This is a genomic window from Roseovarius sp. (assembly GCF_040219995.1).
Taxonomy (GTDB): domain Bacteria; phylum Pseudomonadota; class Alphaproteobacteria; order Rhodobacterales; family Rhodobacteraceae; genus Roseovarius.
In genome coordinates, this window is the sequence record NZ_JAVJUC010000013.1 from 69,712 (window position 1) to 86,039 (window position 16,328).

Annotated in this window: 21 protein-coding genes; 13 read left to right on the forward strand and 8 right to left on the reverse strand. The window is 61.4% G+C overall.

The window, feature by feature from the left end; translation table 11 throughout:
- Nucleotides 1-13: 13 nt before the first annotated feature.
- Both RID11_RS03825 and RID11_RS03830 read right to left on the reverse strand, forming a co-directional pair.
- Nucleotides 14-637, reverse strand: a complete 624-nt coding sequence (locus tag RID11_RS03825; protein WP_350136109.1) for a hypothetical protein — start codon at nt 635-637, stop codon at nt 14-16.
- A gap of 499 nt (nt 638-1,136) precedes the next feature.
- Nucleotides 1,137-1,475, reverse strand: a complete 339-nt coding sequence (locus RID11_RS03830) for a helix-turn-helix domain-containing protein (RefSeq protein WP_350136110.1) — start codon at nt 1,473-1,475, stop codon at nt 1,137-1,139.
- Nucleotides 1,476-1,860: 385 nt separating this feature from the next.
- Between RID11_RS03830 and ppk2 the strand changes: the two genes are divergently transcribed.
- The 4 genes from ppk2 (at nt 1,861) to RID11_RS03850 (ending at nt 5,748) form a co-directional block, all read left to right on the forward strand.
- Nucleotides 1,861-2,754: a polyphosphate kinase 2 gene (ppk2, locus tag RID11_RS03835; protein WP_350136172.1), complete on the forward strand. Its 894-nt coding sequence runs from the start codon at nt 1,861-1,863 to the stop codon at nt 2,752-2,754.
- 73 nt (nt 2,755-2,827) lie between these two features.
- Nucleotides 2,828-3,472: a DUF1007 family protein gene (locus tag RID11_RS03840; RefSeq protein ID WP_350136111.1), complete on the forward strand. Its 645-nt coding sequence runs from the start codon at nt 2,828-2,830 to the stop codon at nt 3,470-3,472.
- Nucleotides 3,454-4,350, forward strand: coding sequence for a nickel/cobalt transporter (locus RID11_RS03845; protein ID WP_350136112.1), 897 nt, complete (start codon nt 3,454-3,456; stop codon nt 4,348-4,350). The genes RID11_RS03840 and RID11_RS03845 overlap by 19 nt, the downstream gene beginning before the upstream one ends.
- A gap of 42 nt (nt 4,351-4,392) precedes the next feature.
- Complete coding sequence (locus tag RID11_RS03850) at nt 4,393-5,748, forward strand: MATE family efflux transporter (RefSeq protein ID WP_350136113.1); 1,356 nt, start codon at nt 4,393-4,395, stop codon at nt 5,746-5,748.
- 238 nt (nt 5,749-5,986) lie between these two features.
- Here RID11_RS03850 and RID11_RS03855 read toward each other — a convergent pair whose 3' ends face one another.
- Together RID11_RS03855 and RID11_RS03860 are read right to left on the reverse strand one after the other, a co-directional pair.
- Nucleotides 5,987-6,391 carry a hypothetical protein gene (locus RID11_RS03855; RefSeq protein WP_350136114.1) on the reverse strand — a complete coding sequence of 135 codons (405 nt, stop codon included), beginning with the start codon at nt 6,389-6,391 and terminating at the stop codon, nt 5,987-5,989.
- 8 nt (nt 6,392-6,399) lie between these two features.
- Nucleotides 6,400-7,602 (reverse strand): pyridoxal phosphate-dependent aminotransferase, encoded by a 1,203-nt coding sequence (locus RID11_RS03860; RefSeq protein ID WP_350136115.1) that lies wholly within the window; start codon nt 7,600-7,602, stop codon nt 6,400-6,402.
- Nucleotides 7,603-7,687: 85 nt separating this feature from the next.
- Here RID11_RS03860 and RID11_RS03865 point away from each other — a divergent pair, with 85 nt between their 5' ends.
- From RID11_RS03865 to RID11_RS03875, 3 genes are all read left to right on the forward strand, one after another.
- On the forward strand, nt 7,688-8,089 hold the full coding sequence (locus RID11_RS03865; protein ID WP_050662205.1) for a helix-turn-helix domain-containing protein: 402 nt from the start codon (nt 7,688-7,690) through the stop codon (nt 8,087-8,089).
- 34 nt (nt 8,090-8,123) lie between these two features.
- Entirely contained in the window at nt 8,124-8,348 is a 225-nt protein-coding gene (locus RID11_RS03870; RefSeq protein WP_350136173.1) for a succinate dehydrogenase assembly factor 2, read from the forward strand.
- A gap of 91 nt (nt 8,349-8,439) precedes the next feature.
- Entirely contained in the window at nt 8,440-8,940 is a 501-nt protein-coding gene (locus RID11_RS03875; RefSeq protein WP_350136116.1) for a MarR family winged helix-turn-helix transcriptional regulator, read from the forward strand.
- Here RID11_RS03875 and RID11_RS03880 read toward each other — a convergent pair.
- Nucleotides 8,934-9,599: a DUF1194 domain-containing protein gene (locus RID11_RS03880; RefSeq protein ID WP_350136117.1), complete on the reverse strand. Its 666-nt coding sequence runs from the start codon at nt 9,597-9,599 to the stop codon at nt 8,934-8,936. The genes RID11_RS03875 and RID11_RS03880 overlap by 7 nt on opposite strands.
- Before the next feature lie 5 nt (nt 9,600-9,604).
- A complete protein-coding gene (locus RID11_RS03885; protein ID WP_350136118.1) occupies nt 9,605-10,033 on the reverse strand; it encodes a VOC family protein in 429 nt (142 codons plus the stop codon).
- A gap of 183 nt (nt 10,034-10,216) precedes the next feature.
- On the opposite strand from RID11_RS03885, the gene thyX reads away from it, so the two are divergent.
- The 4 genes from thyX to RID11_RS03905 all read left to right on the forward strand — a co-directional run bounded on the left by thyX (nt 10,217) and on the right by RID11_RS03905 (nt 12,884).
- Complete coding sequence (thyX, locus tag RID11_RS03890; protein WP_350136119.1) at nt 10,217-11,125, forward strand: FAD-dependent thymidylate synthase; 909 nt, start codon at nt 10,217-10,219, stop codon at nt 11,123-11,125.
- Nucleotides 11,118-11,981, forward strand: a complete 864-nt coding sequence (locus RID11_RS03895) for a hypothetical protein (RefSeq protein ID WP_350136120.1) — start codon at nt 11,118-11,120, stop codon at nt 11,979-11,981. The genes thyX and RID11_RS03895 overlap by 8 nt, the downstream gene beginning before the upstream one ends.
- Nucleotides 11,981-12,430 (forward strand): hypothetical protein, encoded by a 450-nt coding sequence (locus tag RID11_RS03900; protein ID WP_350136121.1) that lies wholly within the window; start codon nt 11,981-11,983, stop codon nt 12,428-12,430. Before RID11_RS03895 ends, RID11_RS03900 begins: the two co-directional genes overlap by 1 nt.
- A 157-nt stretch (nt 12,431-12,587) precedes the next feature.
- On the forward strand, nt 12,588-12,884 hold the full coding sequence (locus tag RID11_RS03905; protein WP_350136122.1) for a hypothetical protein: 297 nt from the start codon (nt 12,588-12,590) through the stop codon (nt 12,882-12,884).
- Nucleotides 12,885-12,955: 71 nt separating this feature from the next.
- Here the strand turns inward: RID11_RS03905 and RID11_RS03910 are convergent, their stop codons facing one another.
- Nucleotides 12,956-13,162 (reverse strand): cold-shock protein, encoded by a 207-nt coding sequence (locus RID11_RS03910; protein ID WP_350136123.1) that lies wholly within the window; start codon nt 13,160-13,162, stop codon nt 12,956-12,958.
- Between the two features lie 208 nt (nt 13,163-13,370).
- Here RID11_RS03910 and RID11_RS03915 point away from each other — a divergent pair, with 208 nt between their 5' ends.
- Nucleotides 13,371-13,685, forward strand: coding sequence for an arsenate reductase family protein (locus RID11_RS03915; protein WP_350136124.1), 315 nt, complete (start codon nt 13,371-13,373; stop codon nt 13,683-13,685).
- 46 nt (nt 13,686-13,731) lie between these two features.
- The gene (locus RID11_RS03920; RefSeq protein WP_350136125.1) at nt 13,732-14,100 is read left to right on the forward strand and encodes a hypothetical protein; all 369 of its coding nucleotides are present in this window, start codon (nt 13,732-13,734) and stop codon (nt 14,098-14,100) included.
- Between the two features lie 12 nt (nt 14,101-14,112).
- Here the strand turns inward: RID11_RS03920 and thrS are convergent, their stop codons facing one another.
- Nucleotides 14,113-16,092 carry a threonine--tRNA ligase gene (gene thrS / locus RID11_RS03925; RefSeq protein WP_350136126.1) on the reverse strand — a complete coding sequence of 660 codons (1,980 nt, stop codon included), beginning with the start codon at nt 16,090-16,092 and terminating at the stop codon, nt 14,113-14,115.
- Between the last annotated feature and the right edge of the window lie 236 nt (nt 16,093-16,328).

The following is a 16,328-nucleotide window of genomic DNA, read 5'->3' on the forward strand; positions in this document are numbered from 1 at the left end:
TCCTGTGCGGCGTTCAGCGGGGCTTGCCGTTGAGCGCCAGATCCGCGGCCGTCTTGATGGCCAGCCAAAGCGTGGTCTGCGCGACCGGGGCCTTGAGCGTGATATCCCATTTGTCCTGCCAGTTCGGCGCGAAATCGTTGGCAGCGAAATCCTCGGACATCACGACCACCGGCGTGTCGTCGCACGCGTCCCCGGCGGCGCTGAGAAAGGTGCCAAAGGCGGGCCGTTCGTCGGTAAAGCTGTCACGGTCGATCACCACAAGGTCGGCCAGCCCCGAAAACCGAAACAGCCACTCATAGAAAAACGCCGGGTCATGCACCACCGTGACGTCGAGCCCAAAGATCGATTCAAGCCAGATTTGAAGGTTGGTGACATTATGCGACGGCTTGGCGAGGATCAGGACAGTCTGGTTCGTGAACGCCCCGCGCACCTCGATCTCGCGGGCGGTCGCCTGCGGGCTGTCCAAGCTCACCGCGTCAAGACGGCGCTCGCTTTCGCGGAACAGGCGGGTCGCGAGGCCGGGCAGTTGCGCCTCGTCCCATTTGTGCGCTGCAGGTGTCGGGGCAGGCTTGAGATAGGACACCAGGCGCTCGAAGAACGACAATCGCTCGGGCATTTTCAGGGACTCAAAACTCATTGACATCCTCCATCTCAACCATGAATTCATTATATGTGATAAAACACATCATGCAAGCTTTTGTTGCGAAATGAGGGCGGACCTTCAAGCTTCTTCATAAAGTGTGGTACACTCATAGGGTGTGCACAAGGGGGTATAACACTTATTGGCATGATTTTTCTTAATGCGCGCCTGACTGGGCAAAATATTGCTCAACCGAAGGTAATTCGTCGCTTGCATTGACCACCCGAAAATCTATGTGATAAATCACTATGGGAATGCATAACTTTAATGCGGTTTCATGTTTTTAAGCGATCATAATCGGGTATTTCTGGCACGGTAGTGTGCCTGCGCCATGACGTATCGGTTTCAGAGGGGGTATCCGTCGGTGCGCAAATGATCCTGCAAGGCAAGTGAGGTGCCCCTGCAATGGAACAAGGTCAATTCATGACAGAGTTCAACGCCACCATGGGTGAGGCGGCGCGCCTTATTTTCGCCACAAAGCTGCGGTGCTATGGATTTACGTCTTCCGCAGCGATCGAAGCGTCACCAGCAGCTGTTGCTGCGTTGCTTCGTCAAGCTCATGAAGAAGCTCTTGCAATTCCGCCGACACCGTCGCCGGACCAAAACCAAGAAGAGCCCCCGGACTGAGCCCGAGCGCGTTTTCGAGGGCCATCACCGTTTGCACGCGGGGGCTCTTGATGCGGCCTTGCTGAATATCTGTCACCGCACGGGCATTCAGGCCTGCACGTTTTGACAGTTTTGCGGGGTTCATGCCCTCCTGCGCCATGTAATGAGCAAGGCGTTTGCGAAATGCATCCATGTCGAACCCGGCCTGTTCCAGATGTTCACGCGGCATACTCACGCGCTCCATACATGCTCAACATCCCCAGCTTTTAAGGTGCTTTCGCCCATCGTGGCAACCGTGCCGGAGGGCGGGCAGTTTCTGTTTGTACCCTATTTTCACGCGTTGTGGCATAAATCACATCATGCCGCGACTATGCGTTCGGGTAGTTTTTGAATTCAAAATTGCGTATTCAATCCAAAACTATATATATTTCAGACACTTGCCTTCTGATACGATTTTATTGACGTTACGTCACATGTACCGATTCCTGCCGCGACAGGCTGGATTGACACGCATCAAGGCACTTTTCCGCATGTGGAGGTAAGCTGTCGCTCATCAAAAAAACCAACAGACGAGGGATAGCCATATGACGGACACTCAGATCGCGCCGACCGATATGGCGGACACGCAAGCGACCCCGTCCCCGCCGCGCCAGCAAGAGGCGACCGCGCTCCGGCTGGCCTTCGAGAACGGCGAATATCCCTATGCGACAAGGCTCAGCCGCCGTAGCTATGAGGCGCAGAAGGCCAAGTTGCAGGCGGAACTGCTGAAGGTGCAGCTTTGGGCGCAGGATGCGGGCGAGAAATTCGTGCTGCTTTTCGAGGGGCGCGATGCTGCGGGCAAGGGCGGCACGATCAAGCGGTTCACCGAGCATCTCAACCCCCGCACCGCGCGGGTCGTGGCGCTCAACAAGCCGACCGATCAGGAGAAGGGCCAGTGGTATTTCCAGCGCTACGTGGAGCATCTGCCCACCGCCGGTGAAATCGTGCTCTATGACCGTTCTTGGTACAATCGCGCCGGGGTCGAGCGGGTGATGGGCTTTTGCGAGCCGTGGGAATATCTCGAATTCATGCGCCAGACGCCCGAGTTGGAGCGCATGCTGGTGCGCGCGGGCATCCGGCTTTGCAAATACTGGTTCTCGGTCACGCAGGGCGAACAGCGCGCCCGCTTCGCCAGCCGCGAGACCGATCCGCTGAAACACTGGAAGCTCAGCCCGATCGACCGCGCCAGCCTCGACAAGTGGGAGGATTACACCGAGGCCAAGGAGGCGATGTTCTTTTACACCGACACCGCCGATGCGCCCTGGACCGTGGTCAAATCCAACGACAAGAAGCGCGCGCGGCTTAATTGCATGCTGCATTTCCTTCATTCGCTGGATTATCCGGGCAAGGATCCGAAAGTGGCGCATGCGCCCGATCCGCTGATCGTCTCGACCGCGCAGCATGTGCTGCACAAGAGCGATCACATCCTGGGCAAGTCGCTGCATCCCGAAGATCGCAAGCCGCGCTGATTTTCGCGCATGGCGGGCGCGGGCGCGGCTTGCGCGCTTGCCCGTATGCCGCGACCTGCGTAATCATGCGCCCATGATCCGGACCCATTGCATCGCGCTTGCCCTTTGCCTCTGCCTGCCCGTCGGCAATCTTGCCGCGCATCCGCATGTCTTTGTCGATGTCGCGTTGGAGTTCACCGGCGACGATCAGGGCAATCTCAGCCGCGTCGAGGTGACGTGGACCTATGACGATTTCTTCTCATTGCTCATTCTCAGCGACATGGGGCTCGACCCCGATGGCGACGGGGTGCTGACCGAGGATGAACTGGCACAGCTCAAGGGGTTCGATCTGGTGGAATGGCCCGAGGGGTTCGAGGGGGATCTCTACATGCATCACGGCGGTGACAAGATCGCGCTCGATCATCCGGTGCCCACCGGCATCGCGCTGGAGGAGGGCCGCATCGTCGCCACGCATGAGCGCAGCTTCGACCCGGTGCCCGGTGATGGCCTGAAGGTCGAGGCCTATGATCCCACCTATTATGTGGAGCACACGCTGACCGGCCCGATCAACCTGCCGCAAGGATGCAGCTACACGATCCGCGAGCCGGATCTGGATGCCTCGCAACGCGCCTTTCGCGAGATGCTGGGCGAGCTTAGCGCCGAAGAGCAATATGAGGGCGTCGAGGTGGGCAATCTCTTTTCGCAGGCGATGTATCTGTCATGCGCCGCCCCGTCCTGAGCCTCTCGGCGCTGGGCCTGCTGGCGCTGGTGATCTGGCTTTGGGGGTTCGGCGGGGCCGGGGCGGTATCGGCCTGGGCCAATGCCGGGCAGGCCGAGACGCAGCAGGCGATGGCGCGACTGTTACGCAGCCTGCGGGCGGGCGATCCGGGCGCGCTGACCGGGCTGATGGCGCTGTGTTTCGCTTATGGCTTTTTCCACGCGGCGGGGCCGGGGCATGGCAAGCTGCTGATCGGCGGTTATGGCATGGCCGCGCGGGTGGGCGCGCTGCGGCTGTCGGCGCTGGCGCTCGCCTCGAGCCTGGCACAGGCGGGTTCTGCGGTGCTGCTGGTCTATGCGGGGGTGTTCCTCTTTGATCTGACGCGGCAACGCATGACCGGGCTGGCCGAGGATATCATGGCCCCTGCCAGCTACGGCGCCATCGCCGCCGTGGGCGCATGGCTGGCCTTTCGCGGTCTGCGGCGGCTGCGCGCCGCGCGCGTGATGCGTCACGACCACGACGGCACCTGTTCCAGTTGCGGGCACAAGCATGGCCCCACGGCGGAGGAGGCGGCATCGGTCACCGGCTGGCGCGATGCGCTGGCGCTGATCGCCGCCGTGGCGATCCGGCCCTGCACCGGGGCGCTGTTCCTGTTGATCCTGACATGGCGCATGGGGCTGGAGATGGCGGGCATCCTCGGCACCTTTGCCATGGGGCTGGGCACGGCGAGTGTGACGCTCGCGGTGGCGCTGGCCTCGGTCACGCTGCGCGAGGGGGCGCTGGCGCGGTTTGGCGCGGGGCAGGGGGGCGGCCTTGCCCGCGCCCTGCCGCTCTTGGAGCTTGCGGCAGGTGTGGTGATTGCGGCGCTGGCGCTGCAACTGATGCTGGCGGTGCTCTGAGGGGGCTTGCGCGCGCGGACCGCCCCGGCTAACGCCAATTCCATGCAACCGCGTCTTTCATATCGCCAGCACGCCCGCGCCGTGATGGGCCTTGGCCTGCCGCTGGTCGGCAGCCACGTGGCGCAGTTTGCCATCACCCTGACCGATGCGCTGATGCTCGGCTGGTATTCGGTCGAGGCGCTGGCCGCCGAGGTGCTGGGCGGCACGATGTTTTTCGTGCTCTTCATCATGGGCTCGGGCTTTGCCTGGGCGGTGATGCCGATGGTGGCCTCTGCCGAGGCGAGCGGCGAAGGCGCGCAGGTGCGCCGCGTCACGCGCATGGGGCTCTGGGCGTCGGTGCTCTTTGGTCTTGTGACATTGCCGCTGATGCTCGGCTCCGAGACGGTGTTCGGTCTCTTGGGACAGGCCCCGTCCACCTCGGCGCTGGGGGCCGACTACCTGATCATTGCCGGCTGGGGCATCCTGCCCGCGCTGATGGTGATGGTGCTGAAATCCTATCTCGCGGCGCTGGAACGCACGGCGGTGGTGCTGTGGATCACGCTGGCGGCGGTGGCGATGAATATCGTGGTCAACTACCTGTTGATCTTCGGCAATCTGGGCTTTCCGGAACTGGGCGTGCGCGGCGCGGCCATTGCCTCGCTCGCGGTGCATATCGGCTCGCTTCTGGCGCTCATGCTCTATGTGCGCCTCGTGGCCCCGGAACACGCGCTTTTCACCCGCCTCTGGCGGCCTGACTGGGACGCGCTGACACGCGTCTTTCGCCTGGGCTGGCCCATCGGCATCACCAATCTCGCGGAGGTCGGGCTGTTCGCCGCCGCCTCGGTGATGATGGGCTGGTTGGGCACGCTGCCGCTGGCGGCGCATGGCATCGCGCTGCAGGTGACATCGGTGGTGTTCATGGTGCATGTCGGCCTGTCGAACGCCGCCACGGTGCGCGCGGGTCAGGCTTACGGTCGTGGCGACGGGCAGGGGCTGCGCGACGGGGCGCGGGTGGTGCTGGGGCTGTCGGGCGCTGTGGCATTGGTGACGATGACGCTGTTTCTGGCGGTGCCGGACCCGATGATCGGCCTGTTTCTCGATCCGGATGACCCCGACCGCGCTGCCGTGATCGAGATCGGGCGGGGGCTGCTGGCGGCGGCGGCGCTGTTTCAGCTGGTCGATGCGGCGCAGGTGATGGCGCTGGGCCTCTTGCGCGGGGTGCAGGACACCCGCGTACCGATGGTGATCGCGGCGCTGAGCTATTGGGCCGTCGGCGTGCCGGTGAGCTACATGCTCGGCTTTACGCTGGGATTTGGCGGGGCGGGCATCTGGCTTGGCCTAGCGGCGGGGCTGGCGCTGGCGGGGGTGTTCATGCTGCTGCGGTTCTGGGGCTGGTCGGCGCGCGGCGTGGCAGCGTGAGAGAAAATTACTGCTTCTGAATGAAGTATCCGCGCGAAACGCGGCCGTCAGGCCGCCGCGCATCGCCATGCCAGAGGCATGCCTTCGGTATGACGCCGCCCCGACGGCACGGCGATTTGGTTGCAACCTGCGCATTGCGTGAATGTTTTCCCAACGTGGCAGAGATAAAGGTCTGCCGAACGAGCGTTGGATCGCCGCACCGCGGCCCGTCGATGCGCGGCTCACGGCGACATCCCCGTCACTCGTCCTTCAGCAACCGGTCCGCCTTCTTGCGCACCAGCACCGTGCGCAGGTCATGCATTGCCAGCAACAGCGCATCCGTCACCTGCTCCAACTGCTCATCGGTGGCGCGCGACTGCGCCCAATGGGTGGTGGTGTTGAGATAATCCACCGCCCGCAGGATATCGTCGATATCGCGATGCTCGATCAGCTTGAGCCGCTCGGTCATCCACTCCGTGATCGCGGCGATATCCGCCTCGCTCAATTCGCGGTCGCCATGCGGCTTGATCTCGGACTTGCGGATATTGACGACGGCGATCTGGTCCATGTCGATCCGGCGCTGCCGGTTCTCGGTATCAACCCGGAACACGAAGGCCCCGTTCTCGCGGACCCGGAAGTAATAATCGGGGAGATCGCCCGCCATGTCCGTCCCTATCTCAGCCCTTCGCAGAACGCCTGTATCCGCCCGCAGGCCTCTTTCAGCGCCGTGTCCGACGTAGCGTAGCTGACCCGGAAGTTCGGGGAAAGCCCGAAGGCCGCACCGAAGACCACGGCGACGCCGGTTTCCTCCAGAAGGGCGGTGGCGAAGGCCTCGTCATCCTCGATCAGCGCGCCGCCCGCGCTTGTCTTGCCGATCAGCCCGGCAATCGACGGGTAGACGTAGAAGGCGCCGTTGGGCACCGGGCACTCAATCCCGTCGATCTCGTTCAGCATCGACACCACCAGATCGCGGCGGCGCGTGAAAACGGCGTTGTTCTCGGCAATGAAATCATGGCTGCCATTCAGCGCCTCGACCGCCGCCCATTGGCTGATCGTGCAGGGGTTGGAGGTGCTCTGAGACTGGATCTTGCGCATCGCCCCGATCAGTCGCTCGGGCCCCGCCGCATAGCCGATCCGCCAGCCGGTCATGCAATAGGCCTTGGAGACGCCGTTGCAGGTCAGCGTGCGGTCATAAAGGCCGGGCTCCACCTGCGCGGGGGTGCAGAACTGAAAATCGTCATAGGCGAGGTGTTCATACATGTCGTCGGTCATCACCCAGACTTGGGGGTGGCGCAGCAGCACCTCGGTCAGGCCCTTCAACTCGTCCCATGTATAGCCCGCCCCGGTGGGGTTGGACGGTGAATTGAAGATGAACCAGCGGGTTTTCGGCGTGATTGCGGCCTCAAGCGCCTCTGGCGTCAGCTTGAACCCGGTCTCGATGCCCGCAGGCACCACCACCGGCTCGCCCCCCGCCAAGAGCACCATGTCGGGGTAGCTGACCCAATAGGGCGCGGGGATCACCACCTCGTCACCGGGATTGAGCGTCGCCATCAGCGCGTTGTAAAGGATCTGCTTGCCGCCCGAGGCAACACTGACCTGTGCGGGCATATAATCGAGCCCGTTGTCGCGCTTGAACTTGGCGCAGATCGCCGCCTTCAGTTCCGGGATGCCATCGACGGCGGTGTATTTCGTCTTGCCCTCTTCGATGGCGCGGATGCCCGCCGCCTTGATATGGTCGGGCGTGTCGAAATCCGGCTCGCCCGCGCCAAGGCCGATCACGTCGCGCCCCGCCGCTTTCAGTTCCTGCGCTTTCGTCGTCACCGCGATGGTGGGCGAGGGTTTCACGCGCGATAATGTCGCTGAAAGATCGGACATCGCCGCCTCCGGTTTGAATTCATCTGACAAATCTCATAGGTTGCCGCCAAAGGTTGATCAAGGATGATCGCCGGAAAGGGATGAGATGACAACAGACACCAATGACAGCTGGTTCGACCCCGATGCCACCACCTTCGGCGATCGCGTAGCGGGCGCGCGCGAGCGCGCGGGCATGACCCAGGGCGACCTCGCCAAGCGCCTCGGCGTGAAGCTCAAGACACTCAAGGCATGGGAGGACGACCAGTCCGAGCCGCGCGCCAACAAGCTGTCGATGATGGCGGGGCTCTTGAATGTCTCGCTGCTCTGGCTGCTCTCGGGCGAGGGCGACGGGCCCGATACGCCCGCCGTTGGCGAATTGTCCCCCGATATCAGCCAGATGCTGACCGAGATCCGAGATATTCGCGCGCAGCTCACCTTTTCCACCGACCGCCTCGGCCGGATCGAGAAGAGCCTGCGCGCCAAGCTGCGGGAGGAAGCCGTTGAGTGACGAGCCGCGCGAGCACCGTCTCAAGCGTCTGTCGATGCGCTCCATGCGGCGCGGCATCAAGGAGATGGACATCATCCTGAGCCGCTATGCCGAGGCCCGGCTGGCGGCGATGGATGACGGTACCCTTGGCACCTACGAATCGCTGCTGTCTGAAAACGATCAGGATCTCTACCAGTGGGTGACCGGTCAGGTCGCCCCCCCGGCGCGCTTTGCCGATCTGGTCAGCGATATCTCGCAGGTCTCCTGTTCGGGAAAATAGATCGGATTTTACGCGTCATTGTCGCGGTTTAACCGATTATTGGGCTTTTTGGCCCAGTTTCCGTTGCGAGCAGACACGCACGGAGACGGATATGAGCTTTCAAAAACCCCTGAGCCCGCCGACCGGGCATACCGCGTTCATCACGGCCTATCTCGACGCGCTGTCGCTGGTCGAACGGCTGCACCGGTTGTTGCTCGACGTCATCAAGGACGAATTCGAGCGCCTCGGCATTCTCGATATCAACGCGGTGCAGGGGCTCTTGTTGTTCAATATCGGCGATCACGAGGTCACCGCGGGCGAGCTCAAGACGCGCGGGTATTATCAGGGCAGCAATGTCAGCTACAACCTCAAGAAACTGGTGGAGATGGGCTATATGCACCACCAGCGCTGCGAGGTGGATCGCCGCTCGGTCCGGGTGCGCCTGACCGAAAAGGGGCGCGGCATCCGCGATGTTGTGGCCAGTCTTTTCGCGCGACATGCCGAGGGGCTGGAAGGGCGCGGCGTGCTTGGGCCCGACGGGATCGATCAGATCACCTCGTCGCTGCGCCGGGTGGAGCGGTACTGGACCGACCAGATCCGCTATATCTACTGAGCGGGCAGCGCGCCGAGCATGATATCGCTGATCTCGCGGAAGAGCTTGCGGCCCATGGCGCGCTCGAAATCCTCGAACCCCTGCGCCAGTTCCAGAAACGCGCCGGGGCCGCGCAGCACCTCGTCGCGGTAATGCCGCAGCACGGTGGTATCATGCCCCAGGATCACCAGCCCGTTCACCGTGATCCCCTGAAACGGGAAATGCTTGTAGGCCAGCGCGGGTGCAAATCCCTGATTGTTGATCCCGTCGCCCGACACGTCGATCACCCGCCGCGCACAGTCCGGCGCGCGGGTCATCACCTGCGCGCCATAGCCCAGGGCCGAGCCGAGCGCGGTGGGATAGTCCGAGGTCGAGCGTTCCATCCCCGCCAGACCCGCCGCCGCACGGGTGATATCGGCGTGGCTGCGCAGATAGGTCCAGTCGAGATGCAGCTTTTCCTGAAACCGCCCGCTCCATTCATAGACCGCGAGCGCGACATCGCCCTCGCCGGTCAGAATGGCGTGCCGGATATCGGGCGCATCCAATGCCGCCGCCAGCCCGGCGCGCTGCAGATCATATTCCCGCGCATCGACCGAGGACGACACATCGAGCGCCAGCAGCAGCGCAAGGCGGCAGGCCGCCTCTGCCGGGGCCGCGAACAGCCCCGACAACAAGGCCATCCACCTTACCAATGGCCGGTGTTTTCCATGCTCGCCCATGGCTCGGCGGGCTCCAGCGCGTCGCCCTCCTGCAACAACTCGACCGAGATGTTGTCGGGGCTGCGCACAAACGCCATGCGCCCGTCGCGCGGCGGCCGGTTGATCACCACGCCATTGTCCTGCAGATGCTGGCACATCTCGTAGATATTGCCGACCGAATAGGCCAGATGGCCGAAATGCCGGCTGTCATCGGGCAGCGCATCATCGCCATCCCAATTATAGGTCAGCTCCACCGGGCACTCTTCCTGCCCCTCGGGTGCCATGAAGACCAGCGTAAAGCGGCCCCCCTCATTGTCCCAGCGGCGGGTTTCCTTGAGACCCAGCAGGCCAAAGAACCGCATCGTCGCGTCCAGATCCTTGACCCGGACCATGGTGTGCAGATACCTGATTTTCATCCTATGCCTCCGTGTTTGCGTCTGCGCAGAGGATAGTGGCCCGCGCCCCGATGTCGAGGGGGCAAAGCCGCCGCCAGAAACACCCGATATCGGCTTGGCGCATCGCCCCCCCGCAAGATATAGTGGGCAGCGACTCATCTCAGCCCATGACCAGACAATGACCAGCCCATGAAAGGCCCCGCCATGCCCCTCAGCCCAGACCAGCAGGCCGAAATCGACGCGCAACGCCGCGAGACGCAGCAGACCCTGCGCGCCACCGCCCCGGGGATGGAAAAACATCTCTATACCGCGCATCCCGTGCTCGACCACGGCTTCGTGCGGGTGATCGACTATATGGGCGACGATGCCGCGATCTGCCAGGCGGCGCGGGTGTCCTACGGGCGCGGCACCAAATCCGTGAGCAATGACGAGGGGCTCATCCGCTACCTGATGCGGCACTGGCACTCGACCCCGTTCGAGATGTGCGAGATCAAGCTGCATGTGAAACTGCCGGTTTTCGTGGCGCGGCAGTGGATCCGGCACCGCACCGCCAACGTCAACGAATATTCCGCCCTCTACTCGATCCTCGACCGGGAGTTCTACATCCCCGCGCCCGACGCGCTCGCCGCGCAATCGACGACCAACAATCAGGGGCGCGGGGCGGCGCTCGAGGGCGAGGAGGCCGACCGCGTGCTGCGCCTGCTGACCGAGGACGCGATGCGCTGCTATGACCATTACGAGGCGATGATCTCGGACGAGGGGCAGCAGGGGCTGGCGCGTGAACTGGCCCGCATGAACCTGCCCGACAATATCTACACGCAATGGTACTGGAAGGTCGATCTGCACAACCTCTTGCATTTCCTGCGCCTGCGGGCGGATGCCCACGCGCAATATGAAATCCGGGTCTATGCCGACGCGATCTGCGACATCGTCGCCGATTGGGTGCCCGCCGCCTACAAGGCCTTCGCCGACTACCGCATGGGCGGTGCCACGCTCTCTGCCACCGCGCTTGATTGTATCCGCCGGATGTTGAAGGGTGAGGAAGTGACGCAGGAGAATAGTGGCATGAGCAAGGGCGAATGGCGGGAGTTTGAGGGAATGGTACATGGTTGATCGAAATATAAGAGTGTTGTTTTGGCAGCCCAACAGGGTTGCAGATAATGATCTGGATTTTGGAGGTTGCCTAAACACTATATCGGCGCAACCTGACCTTATTAATTATACCAATTGTGGCAACGGGTTACTTGTTAGAGCCGAACGGCTGAATTTTGTAAATTTGGCTTGGGAGGGAGATTATGTGAGGCAACAAACAGATAATTTGCCGCCAATCGCGCATGCTGGGCAGCCCCTTATTGCAAACCCAAATCCGATGGGTCATAGATCAGCATTTCATTATTCAACTGAGCATAACATTTTGGCAATACAGTATGGTCGGCCTGGGGTGGCGGCAAGTGCGATAAATAGTTACATTAGAAGAAGAATTCCGGGCCATAAGGGCTTCTTCATGGACCCATGCCTTTCTTCAGATGCCTTTTTAAGGCTAGCTGCAGGTTCCCCCCGTAGACTTGAAATGCGCGTGGCAAGACCCAATGATCTAGCGAGAATTGACCCCAATTTCGGTATGATTGAGGATAGCTTGTCGGCACTTCAGAACTTCGTTGACGGACAGGTCGTAGATCTTAGTGTTGGGTTTGAGCGAGGACAGAGAGACGCTCTTTTAAACCGGGAAAGGCTACTCGAACTGTTCCGGTGGGCAACTGGAAACCGCGGCCAAGTCAAGAAGTTTAAAGTAAAGTTAGAAGAAGAAACGGATGCGATCGACATGTTTGCCGAGCGCATGGACAAACGAGGCGTTCTTGGATTGGATGCTGACGATTTAGAAGCAGCATACCAAACTAGGATTGATTTCGTGAGAGATGCATTCGAAGAACATGAGGTAGAACTCATAGGGCTTTATGGGCAGAACTGATGAGAGCGTTAATTAATAACGCTTTATCACCGGCGACGTTAGTCGGCGCTCTCGTTAGCGGAGTGTATTTGAGTTGGCTTTTATATAGTGCTTCGAACATCGGTGATGCTTCAGTTACAGTGTTTTATTCCGGCGTCACTGCTTTGGTGTCCATTGCATCTGGATTTCTGGCTGCGTTCTACTTTTTTGTAGCTTCAAGAAGTACACCATTTTTAGAACAAATTCGAACCACACCGACTTTCGAAGCGCTGCTTGTTACGACACGCCATGCACTAGTAATGTCAATAATCCTCATAGCTACCTGTTTAGCATCCATGGTATTTGTTCCAAAGTTTAGTCTGGAAAATCAGGGGCCAGACTGGTTGGCGGTCATTACGCTTGTTCTTTTGGCATACATGTTTGGTACTTTTTGGCGGTGTATGGTGCTGTTTAAGAAACTAACAGGATAAAGAATTTATTTACCAAAGATCCAAAAGATCCGAAACCCGTATGCGAGGTTAAACCCCGCCCAACAGGCACCCCCCACACAGAACACCTTGTTTACCCGAAAGAAATTGACAGACGGGGCGGAGTCTTTACCATCCACCCCACTTGCATCACCTGTTCATGAGGTTCCCCATGCGCGTTTCCAAGACACCGCTTTTCCCCGCCCTGGCGCTCGCCCTTCTGGCCGGTCCGGCCCTTGCCGAGGCGTCGAAAGTCTATGCTTATCAAAGCCATGCCAATTATTGCCCCTCGGGCCTGCAACCGGTCAGCCTGAATGGCGTGATCTGCTGCGGCAAGCCGACCGCCGATCAGACCTATCAGCAGGCCAAGACCCATCCGGTCACGTACAAGCCGCGCCGGACGCGCAGCGCGCGGGCGCATCTTGAGTGCCCGGTCGGGGCCAAGGGCTGTAACTGAGCCGGATCAGCGCATCATTCTGCAGGGGTGCCATAGGGCGGCCCCCCTGCATCCTGTCTGCGCCGAGCGGCTCAGAGCAGTTTCAGGTCGGCCGCCATCTGCCGCCCGTCGCGCCCATCCTGAAGCTCGAAACCGACCTTCTGATTGTCCGCCAGCCCCGTCAGCCCGGACCGCTCGACCGCAGAGATGTGGACGAACACATCCTTGCCGCCGCCGTCCGGCGCGATAAAGCCGTAACCCTTTGTCGTATTGAACCATTTCACGGTGCCAGTCGGCATGCCGCTTCTCCTTTGTCTTCGCTTCCCGGGAAAATGCCCGACCATGACACGAAAAATCGTGTAAACCCCCGAAACCCCTGAATAATCGGAGATCTAACCGTTGCCGTGACGGTTACAATGATTGCACCGCCAATGTAAAAATCAAGCGAAACTCCGTGACCTGTGTGAAAATGCCGGGTAAGCAGGCGCGAAACGGCGAGGGGACGCAATGATCCTGTATGGCTTGAAAACCTGCGATACGTGCCGCAAGGCACTGAAATCCCTTGATAAGGCAGAGTTCCGCGATGTCCGCGCCGAGGGCTTGCCCAAAGATTTGGCGCAGGCGGCATTGGCGCAATTCGGCCCGGCGTTGATCAATCGCAAATCCACCACCTGGCGCGCGCTGACCGACGAGGAGCGCGGCCGCGACCCGCTTGCCCTGCTGGCCGATCACCCGACGCTGATGAAGCGCCCGCTGATCGACGATGGCGGCACGCTCTATCTGGGCTGGGGGCCCGACACGCAGGCCGCACTGCTTGGATAAGGCACGGCAATCCCTATATAAGGCAAAGGCTTAGGAGGTGTAGTTGATGCGCAGCGCGGCAATGGTTCTGGGAATAATCGGCGGCTGTCTGGCGATCCTCGTGGGGTTCTTCAGCTATGGCTATACCGAGGCCGTGAACCGGTTCGGCGAGGTCGAGGGGTTGCTGACGCAGGTGACTGACCCGGCACTGATCCGCACCGCCAGCTTTCTCGCCCCCTTGCTGGCAATTGCCGGCGGCGCGATGGCCAAGATTCGCGCGCTCAGCGGCGGGCTGCTGCTGATCCTGTCGGCGGGGCTGATGTATTACGCCTTCGGGTTCAACGTCTTCACCATGTTCCCCCTCGGCATGACCGGTCTCGCCGGGCTGCTCGCGGTCACTGCGGGCAAGCCGGACGAGCCGAAATCACATTTCTGAGGCGCGCGCGCCTCAGAGCAGGTCCGGCGGCGTCGCCTCACGCGCCAGCGCCTCGGCCATCTCGTCAAGGCCGCGCATGCTGGTCTGTTTCTCGCCCAGACGACGCACCGACAGGGTGCGCTCCTCAACCTCGCGCATGCCGCAGGCGAGGATCACCGGGACCTTGCCGACCGAGTGCTCGCGCACCTTGTAATTGATCTTTTCGTTGCGCGTATCGGCCTCGGCGCGGATGCCGAGGGCGGTCAGTTTCTCAACGACTTCCTGCACATAGTCATCCGCCTCCGAGGTGATCGTGGCCACGACCACCTGACGCGGCGCCATCCAGAAGGGCAGGCGGCCCTCCCAGTTCTCGATCAGGATGCCGATGAACCGCTCGAACGAGCCGAGGCAGGCGCGGTGCAGCATATAGGGGCGGTGCTTGTCGCCATCGGCACCGATATAGGTGGCGCCGAGGCGCTCGGGTAGGTTCGGATCGACCTGGAAGGTGCCGCATTGCCAGACCCGCCCGATCGCGTCGGTCAGGTAGAAATCGAGCTTCGGCCCGTAGAATGCGCCGTCGCCCGGCTCAAGCACATAGTCGCGCCCGACCGCCTTGATCGCCTTTTCCAGCGCGCCCTCGACATGGTCCCAGCTTTCGTCCGAGCCGACCCGCTTTTCGGGGCGCGTGGCAAAGCGGATCTCGAAATCCGGAAAGCCCAACTCGCGATAAATATCTGCGAGGAAATCGATGAAGCGCGCACATTCCTCCTGGATCTGGTCCTCGGTGCAGAAGATATGCGCGTCATCCTGGGTAAAGCCGCGCACCCGCATGATGCCGTGCAGCGCGCCCGACGGCTCGAATCGTGCGCAGGAGCCGAATTCCGCCAGCCGCAGCGGCAGATCGCGATAGCTCTTGAGGCCCTGGTTGAAGACCTGCACGTGGCACGGGCAGTTCATCGGCTTGAGCGCGTTGATCCGGGTCTGATCACGGTTGCGGGCACTGGCATCGTCATTCTCGCCGTCGCGGCTTTCATCCACCTCGACCAGGAACATGTGGTGCTGGTATTTCTCCCAATGGCCGCTCGCCTCCCAGAGCTTGCGGTCGACCACCTGAGGTGTGTTGATCTCGCGATAGCCGCCGGCGCGCTGCTTGCGACGCATGTAATCCTGCAACGCGGTGTAGATGGTCCATCCGTCGGGATGCCAGAAAACCTGACCGGGGGCCTCTTCCTGCATGTGAAAAAGGTCGAGTTCGCGGCCCAGTTTGCGGTGGTCGCGGCGTTCGGCCTCTTCGAGGAAGGTGAGGTAATCCTTGAGCTTTTCCTTGGACTGGAATGCCACGCCATAGATGCGCTGCAGCATCGGGCGGCTGCTGTCGCCGCGCCAATAGGCCCCGGCGACGCTCATCAGCTTGAAGGCATCGGCGGGCACCTGACCGGTATGTTGCAGATGCGGGCCACGGCACAGATCCTGCCAGTGCCCGTGCCAGTACATGCGCAGCGGCTCGTCGCCGGGAATCGCCTCGATCAGCTCGATCTTGTAGGGCTCACCGGTGCCGCGATAATGCTCGATGGCGCGCGGGCGTTCCCAGATCTCGGTGCGCACGGGATCACGCAGGTTGATGATCTCCTTCATCTTTTTCTCGATGAGGCCGAGATCTTCGGGGGTGAAGGGCTCCGCGCGGTCGAAATCGTAATACCAGCCGTTCTGCACGACGGGGCCGATGGTGACCTTCACCTCGGGCCAGAGTTCCTGCACCGCGCGGGCCATGATATGCGCCAGATCATGGCGAATGAGTTCGAGCGCCGGGGCCTCGTCCTTCATCGTGTTGATGCTGACCGCCGCGTCCTGCGGGATCGGCCATTGCAAATCCCAGTGCTGGCCGTCGACATGTGCCGAAATGGCCTTTTTCGCCAGCGAGGTCGAAATGCTGGCCGCGACGTCGGCGAGGGTCACGTCTGCGGGGTAGCTGCGCGCATTGCCATCGGGAAAGGTGAGGGAGATATCGGCCATTGTTCTGGCTCCTCGTCGGTTTGGCGCCCACGGAACGCCCGGTTGCGGGTATGGTTGACGCCTAATGCCCGCCGCGCGACCGCAGGTCAAGACCTGCCTCCGAAAGAGGCAGATGGCATCGGCGCAAAACACCATACCGATGCATACCCAAAAAGAATTGGACATGTCGGAATTGATGGCCTAAATGCCGTTTATCGGTCGCGAAACAATATTACGCTGCGCCTGCAAAGTGATGG

Bases quoted from the DNA above. Each gene is read 5' to 3' on its own strand.
- RID11_RS03825 (WP_350136109.1), bottom strand. From the start codon at position 637: ATGAGTTTTGAGTCCCTGAAAATGCCCGAGCGATTGTCGTTCTTCGAG.
- RID11_RS03830 (WP_350136110.1), bottom strand. From the start codon at position 1,475: ATGCCGCGTGAACATCTGGAACAGGCCGGGTTCGACATGGATGCATTT.
- ppk2 (WP_350136172.1), top strand. From the start codon at position 1,861: ATGGCGGACACGCAAGCGACCCCGTCCCCGCCGCGCCAGCAAGAGGCG.
- RID11_RS03840 (WP_350136111.1), top strand. From the start codon at position 2,828: ATGATCCGGACCCATTGCATCGCGCTTGCCCTTTGCCTCTGCCTGCCC.
- RID11_RS03845 (WP_350136112.1), top strand. From the start codon at position 3,454: ATGCGCCGCCCCGTCCTGAGCCTCTCGGCGCTGGGCCTGCTGGCGCTG.
- RID11_RS03850 (WP_350136113.1), top strand. From the start codon at position 4,393: ATGCAACCGCGTCTTTCATATCGCCAGCACGCCCGCGCCGTGATGGGC.
- RID11_RS03855 (WP_350136114.1), bottom strand. From the start codon at position 6,391: ATGGCGGGCGATCTCCCCGATTATTACTTCCGGGTCCGCGAGAACGGG.
- RID11_RS03860 (WP_350136115.1), bottom strand. From the start codon at position 7,602: ATGTCCGATCTTTCAGCGACATTATCGCGCGTGAAACCCTCGCCCACC.
- RID11_RS03865 (WP_050662205.1), top strand. From the start codon at position 7,688: ATGACAACAGACACCAATGACAGCTGGTTCGACCCCGATGCCACCACC.
- RID11_RS03870 (WP_350136173.1), top strand. From the start codon at position 8,124: ATGCGCTCCATGCGGCGCGGCATCAAGGAGATGGACATCATCCTGAGC.
- RID11_RS03875 (WP_350136116.1), top strand. From the start codon at position 8,440: ATGAGCTTTCAAAAACCCCTGAGCCCGCCGACCGGGCATACCGCGTTC.
- RID11_RS03880 (WP_350136117.1), bottom strand. From the start codon at position 9,599: ATGGCCTTGTTGTCGGGGCTGTTCGCGGCCCCGGCAGAGGCGGCCTGC.
- RID11_RS03885 (WP_350136118.1), bottom strand. From the start codon at position 10,033: ATGAAAATCAGGTATCTGCACACCATGGTCCGGGTCAAGGATCTGGAC.
- thyX (WP_350136119.1), top strand. From the start codon at position 10,217: ATGCCCCTCAGCCCAGACCAGCAGGCCGAAATCGACGCGCAACGCCGC.
- RID11_RS03895 (WP_350136120.1), top strand. From the start codon at position 11,118: ATGGTTGATCGAAATATAAGAGTGTTGTTTTGGCAGCCCAACAGGGTT.
- RID11_RS03900 (WP_350136121.1), top strand. From the start codon at position 11,981: ATGAGAGCGTTAATTAATAACGCTTTATCACCGGCGACGTTAGTCGGC.
- RID11_RS03905 (WP_350136122.1), top strand. From the start codon at position 12,588: ATGAGGTTCCCCATGCGCGTTTCCAAGACACCGCTTTTCCCCGCCCTG.
- RID11_RS03910 (WP_350136123.1), bottom strand. From the start codon at position 13,162: ATGCCGACTGGCACCGTGAAATGGTTCAATACGACAAAGGGTTACGGC.
- RID11_RS03915 (WP_350136124.1), top strand. From the start codon at position 13,371: ATGATCCTGTATGGCTTGAAAACCTGCGATACGTGCCGCAAGGCACTG.
- RID11_RS03920 (WP_350136125.1), top strand. From the start codon at position 13,732: ATGCGCAGCGCGGCAATGGTTCTGGGAATAATCGGCGGCTGTCTGGCG.
- thrS (WP_350136126.1), bottom strand. From the start codon at position 16,092: ATGGCCGATATCTCCCTCACCTTTCCCGATGGCAATGCGCGCAGCTAC.